Source organism: Nitrincola sp., assembly GCF_048264025.1.
In the GTDB taxonomy this organism is placed as follows: domain Bacteria; phylum Pseudomonadota; class Gammaproteobacteria; order Pseudomonadales; family Balneatricaceae; genus Nitrincola.
The window spans coordinates 1-7,328 of the sequence record NZ_JBLXDN010000070.1 but is presented as its reverse complement, the minus strand read 5'-3'; the positions used below and the strand labels follow the sequence as shown (position 1 = coordinate 7,328).

Sequence of the window (7,328 nt, the reverse complement as noted above, 5' to 3'; positions counted from 1 at the left end):
GTTCCAGTCGGGCATAGCCGATGGCACACCAGGGGCAGGCAATATCTGAAATAATATCGATAGTAACGGGTTGCATAGAGCCCTCCTTAATGAAAAAACTTTCAGCAATGCCACAAAGAGAAATACTAACCCGATGAGCACCACAGGTTCAGTTATTTTACGGATATAATAGACATATTGACTGTCCAAGCGCATATAGGCAGAACTATGTTCACAGGAGCCACCGCCATGAACCGCATTATGCTTTTTATCACCGCCCTTCTAATCGGCGGCTGTGCTTCAATTCCCTCTGATTTGCGCACGGAAACTGAACAAACCTTACTGCCTTTTTCATCGACAGTCACCACTGAACCTTCAGGTCAAATCGCACGCTGGGGCGGTGAAATCGCGGCGGTGAGTAACCTGCAACAAGGTAGCCTGCTGGAGGTCGTTGAGTTTTCACTGAATAGCCGTGGTCGCCCAGTGAAGACGGATACCAGCGGGGGACGGTTCAGAGTTCTGGTATCCGGCTTTATCGACCCGGCTATCTATACCCCTGGGCGCCTGGTCACAGCACTGGGCGCCTTTTCAGCCATCGAAGAGGGTAAGGTTGGGGAGCAAGCCTATCTGTTCCCGATACTCCATTCCGAACAGCTACATCTTTGGCCCGAAGTTAAGGAGCCCTCGACTCGTCACTATAGCGATGATCCCTTTTTTTTCCATAGAAGTTTTATGATGCGACCAATCATTATTGTTCCAGCGAATAATTAGTACCCCCTTGGCTGGAGCCGTTAACCTGCAGAAATGCTGACAGTTGCTCTATGATCTGCTGGTGCATGGCTCGCCTTTCGTCACGCCCTTCGATACAAACATACCTATCGCTGGGCTCTTCCGCTGTTAAAACCTGCAACGCCTTTTCAGTGCATACCCCTAAAAAGTCAAAATGCGCCAGCTGCTCAGGCTCGTGATAGCTAAACGTTTGTTGCGACAACTTGGTGATGAGATAGCGTGATTCAATATCAAGATCGAGACCCATAATGTCCTTGGGTGCCGCATAAATCAGCATAGGCACATCAATAGCAGCAAGGCTGTTACGATCAAAGCTTTGGCTGCCGCCTAGATCAAAAATGGCAAAAGCTTTAATACGTGAGTCCGACCAATCCATCTCCATTTGCTGAATATCGTCAGGGGTTTTAGCAACACCCCAATCCGTGAATAAACCGCAAACGAGTTCACCGGAATTGTGCTGACAAAATTCATCGAATTGCTTCGCACTGTATTGCGCACCGGCCAGCATCATTGCCGTATGCCCACCAAGAGAGTGGCCTGCCATATAAATTTCATCCTGTCGAACCTGGTCAGCAAAAACAAAATCCGTGCTGACATAATCGATCACCCGCGAAATGTCGCGCGCACGCTGCCATAGCTCACGACGCTGCTCAGGGTCGCGGAAAAAATGCGAAGTACCGGGATGGTTGATAGCGACCACCAAATAACCCTGAGCGACCATGGCCTGGGCTAACCAGGCTTGATTATGCGCCGTACCGAACATCCCATGAGATAACACAAGCACGGGAAAAGATCCCTCAATCGGTGCTGCATCTGGCACAACAGCAATGGGCTCCCAAACGCGTTCAGTATTACCGTGTGCCCAAACAGGCTCACTGGAATCAACTGAGGGATACCAAATATAGCCTTCCAGGTTTCGTCCGGTTTGCGTATCTTCAAGACTGAAATCTATCCTTGCCGTGGTGTAGTTCTGCGTGGACGAAGGGTCCTGCGCCTGCACTGTGGTAATGCATAGCCCTAAGCCGATAAATAGCAAACCCTGGTATAAACGCTTAAAACCTTGAAGGCGATGCATAGTGTTCTCCTGTTGAATTGAGTTGTTTCAGTGGTAACCACTATGGCATCGGATTTACTATCTAACGTCCTGAATTCGGTTTTACGACGTCCTCAAACAGGTTTTAGGTCTCTATCCAGTCGAATTCACTTCCCAATGAACTGAGTATTCCACTAGGCTAGGCCTGATTCGAAATGTTAACGCACAGGAAAACCGATGATTGCGATCCCCCTTCCTTTTGTCGTATCAATATTGCTTTCGCTGTTGGCACTTTTTTTGTGGATGCGGCCATCGAGCAGCGCTAAATTAGCAAGTGCCTTCGCCATGCTTTGTGCATTAACTACGGCAATTGTAGGTTTGCGCTGGAGCCTGGATTGGGCCATCTTTCGCACCCTGCAACCCATTCTGGCTTCGCTGGTACCGGTTTGCGCATGGTATTGTTTCAGGCGTGCACATCAAAAAATGCATCTCTCCTGGTGGCATGCTGTACTGCCTGGGATCATTGCACTGGGCGCACTGGGTTATCCCATATTGCAAACGCCCTTAGATGCTCTATTAACCCTTTTGTACATAGTTTATGGCGTCGCTTTATTACGCTCAGCGCCAACCATCGCGGGGGATGTCAGGCTATCGGATACAGAAGGGTTTGCGCATGCCGAGCGCATAGCCGGTTATTCGTTACTCTTTTCAGCGCTGGTTGATGGTGCCCTGGCGATCAGCTTCATGTTTTATGACGGCGTCCATGCGCCGTATATTCTGGCATTAAGCTACGCTATCTTATTACCTATGATTGTTGTGATTATCGCTTGGGTTGGACTTCGGACTCACTCGGGTGATGCCGAAGAGATAACTGAAAGCAGCAAACTACCACCGTCCATTGATACACCGGAGCCACAGCTGACACCCGCAGAAGCCGACGCTATCGTGCAGCAATTCACACAGCTGCTGGTTGAAAAACAAGTCTTTCTTGACCCGGATCTCACCTTAAATCGTTTAGCCCGTAAACTGGTCATTCCAGCAAAACACATCTCGATAGCGGTCAACCAAATCTATGCACGCAATCTATCCAAAGTTATTAATGAGTATCGAATCGCTTATGCTCAAGCACGCTTAGTCGAAAGCGATGACTGCATTACCCAGATTTACCTAAGCTCAGGTTTTCATAGTAAATCCAACTTCAACCGGGAGTTCAGTCGGATCACCGGGCAAACCCCCAGCCAGTATCGCCAGGACGCACGCCATCCTCTAGGCAAGAATGCCCCTTGATCACGAGATGCAGCTTGGCTACACTTCTAACTCACCTTAATTGGAGTTCCCGCTACGATGAGCCACTAAGCCCCTGACATTCAATCTTTCTTTTTGATTAATCTGACAGATTGGCAGGGTTATCCAGCTTAGTTCATCACGTGTTTGCCCCTTCTGCCTTGACCGGCGTAGATGATTCAAACCCTGAGTGTAATGACTTTGCATCGCCCTGCCCCAGGAGGCACTGTGCGCGCATTTTCTGCTCATCATCTTAGTTATCAATTGCCTACAGGCAAAACCCTGTTTACAGATATCAGCTGTACGCTGAATGCACGCCTGACCGGCCTGATTGGTCGCAATGGTATTGGCAAATCCATCCTGGGTCAGTTGCTCAGTGGCCAATGTCAGCCAAGTTCAGGAACGCTGCAACAACAGGCTGTTTGTGGTGTGTTCAAACAACAGCACAGCGATGCTCTTAAACACCTATCCCTGGCACAGGGTCTGGATCTTGACGAGGCCCTGGCAGCGCTTGCACAGATAGAGCAAGGTGCAACAGAAGCACATTGGTTTGACGTGTTGGGAGAACGCTGGTCTGTTCGTGAGACGTTCGCCGACCTATGCCATACACTGAACATTCCAGCCACGGCTGATATACCGCTGAGCAGTCTCAGCGGTGGCCAGTTAGCTCGAGTGAGGCTCTGGCGTCTGTTCAATAGCAACGCCGACTGGCTATTACTTGATGAACCCTCCAACCATCTGGATGCAGCAGGAAAGCATTGGCTGCTGCGACAGATGCAGCAATTTTCTGGGCAGATACTACTGATCAGTCATGACCGTTTCCTGCTGCAGGCAATGCAGGAAATCTGGGAACTGGATAGCCTTGGCCTGCAGGTGTACGGGGGCGGATACGATGTCTACCTTGCACAAAAACAGCAGGAACAGGCAGCCATCGAATGTCAGCTAGCCAGCGCAGAAGGCTTATTGCGTCAGGCCAAAAAACAGCAACAACTGGAGTATGAGCGGGCACAACAGCGTGCGACGCAAGGGCGTAAGCTGGCGCGTAAGGGGAGCCAGGCCAAAGTCATTCTTGATCGGCAAAAGGAACGCGCCAGTGCCTCGACCTCTACCCGCTCTATAAGAGCAGAGCATCAACAAAGCCAACTCAACAACAGAGTCAAACAACTTAAAGCGCGTCAGGCAGAGCAGCAGCAACAAAAAGTGACACTGGGCAGCAGCGCTCAGGGTAAACGCACCCTGGTGCAACTAATCAACGGCCAACTGCCATACGGCAATGCGGATCCAATTAATCTGAGCATTAAAGAAGGCGCAAAACTGCGTCTGACCGGTACAAACGGTAGTGGCAAATCAACCCTACTTCGGGTTCTCCACGGCAGTCTGTCACTCTTATCAGGAGAACGGCTGGTCAACGGACAGAGTTGTTATCTGGATCAGCATTTCAGCCTGCTCAATCCCGGCGTAACGCTATTGAATAGCCTCACCCAGTGCACCAATCACAGCGAAAGCGACAACCGCACCCTACTGGCCCAAGCAGGATTTAGAGGCGATCAGGTGCATCACCTTGTCGCCAGCCTAAGCGGTGGAGAACGCATGAAACTAGCCCTATTAATGGTCAGCCACCAACCCAACACTCCCCTGCTGCTTCTGGATGAAGCAGACAATCATCTGGATATAGAGTCTCAAGCACGCCTGGCTGACGCATTGAACACCTACCCAGGCACCCTGGTGCTGGTAACGCATGATGAGGTGTTTGCGAAACTATGTGAAGTGAGTGAGGAATATCAGTTATGACAGAAACTTTATCTATTTAAACAAAAGTACAATAACTGTGTGGAAATAGAACAGGCAGAATGAATAGCACCTAGTAAGCGGATGACTGGTGTTTCAGCGCAATTAACCCATACCACATCTGTCAATCTGCAGCTATTTTGGTATTAACTCTATCTGATGTATTGGAGTGGGTCATGATCTGGAGGAAACAAACTGATCGTATCACAACACTTATGAAGCCACTGCCCTCGCTGCCATAACTACTCGTGCAGAAAGCGTCATAGGCTGATTTAGAGGACTTTAAGTACTTTGGTGATTCAGCCTATATTCCGCTGAGTCTAGGACATGACTGAAGATGCAGATATCACCCTTGCGGCATATCCGGTTACATACAGCGTTGGCAACACTAGTAGCGATAGTGCTGGTCGGCCTATTCCTGTTTAAGCAGCACAATATACAAACACAATTGCTGGGTGAACAGCAGGAAATTGCTCTAGATACGGCCTATAGAGCAATTTTGGAAACAACCCGTCGAGATATTGAATCCCGCTTTCGTTTTCAGGTCATGCGCCCGGACGTACTTGAGCTAGTGGCAGATGCCAGGTATGCAAATGAAACAGAACTATCCGTTTTGAGAGATAAGCTGTACCGACTGCTAGAACCTGTTTATCAAGAGATGGAGGCAATAGGGTTATTACAATTCCAATTTCACCTTCCAGATGACCGGGTGCTGCTGAGGTTCCACCTACCGCAAAGGTCGGGTGACGCTCTTTTTTCCTTACGTCCGTCTATCCGCATCGCAAACACCGAGCAGCGCCCCGTACATGGATTAGAGATAGGACGTACCGCTTCAGGGTTTCGTTATGTCTTTCCACTTCATCGTGATAACGAACATCTAGGCAGTGTTGAGCTATCGATGCCCTTCAATCACTTACAAGCACAAATGAACCGATTACTTGGCAATGGTGAATTTGCACTGCTATTTGATCAGGAACAGGTGTTTTCTACCGTTGATGCTATTAACCGTATGTATTATTCCGAATCCATCATCCACCCCGGTTTTTTAGTGGAAAACCCGGCACTGGCAACGGAGCATCAACTATTTAGCCAATCAGAGTCTGTTTCTCGCCTTAAACGTCAACTACGCGAGAATAACAAGGTACAAAGGTTAATGTCCCGCCATAAAGCCTTTGCCATCAGCACCCAAGACGGTGACCAATACTATATGGTCAGTTTTCTTCCTGTGCCTGATTTGACCGGTGAAACAGTTGCTTATGTAATTCGCTTTAAGCCGAGTGATGCCCCTGCGCGCCTGTTTAATGCCCTAGTGAGTAATTTAACCCTTGCTGCGGCATTAATACTGCTACTAGGAACACTTTATTTTTATAATTTGCGCCAACGCATGCAACTGCATGAAGATATTCGTCGGCGCCAAGCTACGGAATCCGAATTATCTCTGTATGCCAATATTTTTAAAAACAGTGGTGATGCGATCATGGTGACTGATCAGGAAAACCGCATTACTGCAATCAACCCAGCATTTTCTCACTTGACCGGCTATACCGAGCAAGAAGTGATGGGTCAAAATCCACGCTTACTTGCATCGGGACATACGCCAATCGAAACATACAAAGCAATGTGGGAGGCACTACGTGCGCATGATTTTTGGCAAGGAGAGCTGTGGGATAGGTGTAAAGACGGCAGTCTCTATCCTAAATGGGTGACTATTTCAGCCATGCGCACACAAGGAGAGGTCAGCCACTACATTGCCAGCTTTACCAATATCAGTGATCGCAAAGCCGCTGAAGAGAAAATAGAACGCTTAGCGCATCATGATGCACTCACCGGCCTGCTAAATCGCTACAGTCTGGAGTTACGCCTTGTGCAGTCAATACTGAGTGCACAACGTGAACAGCTTTTGGTAGCCGTTGTGTTCATCGATTTAGACCGTTTCAAGACCATCAATGACTCCCTTGGTCATCAAGTGGGTGATAAGTTATTGATCGAAGTGGCTAATAGATTAAAACAACGTACCCGTGACAGTGACATAGTTTCTCGCCAAGGTGGAGATGAGTTCGTAGTGGCTCTCACTGGGTTACGAAATACAAACGATGTACCCCATCTGATCAATGCTATTTTACTCGCGCTATCTCAACCTTATGCAATTGATCAGCACAGCCTCAGCTGCACACCCAGTATTGGGGTTTCAATGTTCCCTGCCGACGGCATAGATATGGAAACACTGTTAAAAAATGCCGATACAGCCATGTATCACGCCAAGGAGAAGGGACGGAATAATGTGCAATATTTCACAGCCACAATGACCCAATCAGCCAGTGAACGCTTAGCCATTGAGCAAGATCTGCGTCATGCGATACAAAACGATGAATTTGAACTTCCTGAATTCAGATAATAACCGCAACACTCATGTGATGGGCCAGGTCGGAGAGAGGCCAGCTACCGAAATGTGGTA

5 protein-coding genes are annotated in these 7,328 nt (G+C 48.6%); 4 read left to right on the top strand and 1 reads right to left on the bottom strand.

Features of this window, described 5'->3' with window-relative positions; genetic code table 11:
* The first annotated feature begins 228 nt into the window (after positions 1 to 228).
* Positions 229 to 750, top strand: coding sequence for a Slp family lipoprotein (locus ACN0R1_RS20855; RefSeq protein ID WP_417586084.1), 522 nt, complete (start codon positions 229 to 231; stop codon positions 748 to 750).
* Here ACN0R1_RS20855 and ACN0R1_RS20850 read toward each other — a convergent pair.
* Positions 728 to 1,843: an alpha/beta hydrolase family protein gene (locus tag ACN0R1_RS20850; RefSeq protein ID WP_417586083.1), complete on the bottom strand. Its 1,116-nt coding sequence runs from the start codon at positions 1,841 to 1,843 to the stop codon at positions 728 to 730. The two genes, ACN0R1_RS20855 and ACN0R1_RS20850, sit on opposite strands and share 23 nt — an antisense overlap.
* A 195-nt stretch (positions 1,844 to 2,038) precedes the next feature.
* Between ACN0R1_RS20850 and ACN0R1_RS20845 the strand changes: the two genes are divergently transcribed.
* The 3 genes from ACN0R1_RS20845 (at position 2,039) to ACN0R1_RS20835 (ending at position 7,268) form a co-directional block, all read left to right on the top strand.
* The gene (locus ACN0R1_RS20845; RefSeq protein ID WP_417586082.1) at positions 2,039 to 3,088 is read left to right on the top strand and encodes a helix-turn-helix domain-containing protein; all 1,050 of its coding nucleotides are present in this window, start codon (positions 2,039 to 2,041) and stop codon (positions 3,086 to 3,088) included.
* Between the two features lie 225 nt (positions 3,089 to 3,313).
* Positions 3,314 to 4,876, top strand: coding sequence for an ATP-binding cassette domain-containing protein (locus ACN0R1_RS20840; protein WP_417586081.1), 1,563 nt, complete (start codon positions 3,314 to 3,316; stop codon positions 4,874 to 4,876).
* Between the two features lie 334 nt (positions 4,877 to 5,210).
* Positions 5,211 to 7,268 carry a diguanylate cyclase domain-containing protein gene (locus ACN0R1_RS20835; protein ID WP_417586080.1) on the top strand — a complete coding sequence of 686 codons (2,058 nt, stop codon included), beginning with the start codon at positions 5,211 to 5,213 and terminating at the stop codon, positions 7,266 to 7,268.
* The last annotated feature ends 60 nt before the right edge of the window (positions 7,269 to 7,328 follow it).

Bases quoted from the DNA above. Each gene is read 5' to 3' on its own strand.
- ACN0R1_RS20845 (WP_417586082.1), top strand. From the start codon at position 2,039: ATGATTGCGATCCCCCTTCCTTTTGTCGTATCAATATTGCTTTCGCTG.
- ACN0R1_RS20835 (WP_417586080.1), top strand. From the start codon at position 5,211: ATGCAGATATCACCCTTGCGGCATATCCGGTTACATACAGCGTTGGCA.
- ACN0R1_RS20850 (WP_417586083.1), bottom strand. From the start codon at position 1,843: ATGCATCGCCTTCAAGGTTTTAAGCGTTTATACCAGGGTTTGCTATTT.
- ACN0R1_RS20855 (WP_417586084.1), top strand. From the start codon at position 229: ATGAACCGCATTATGCTTTTTATCACCGCCCTTCTAATCGGCGGCTGT.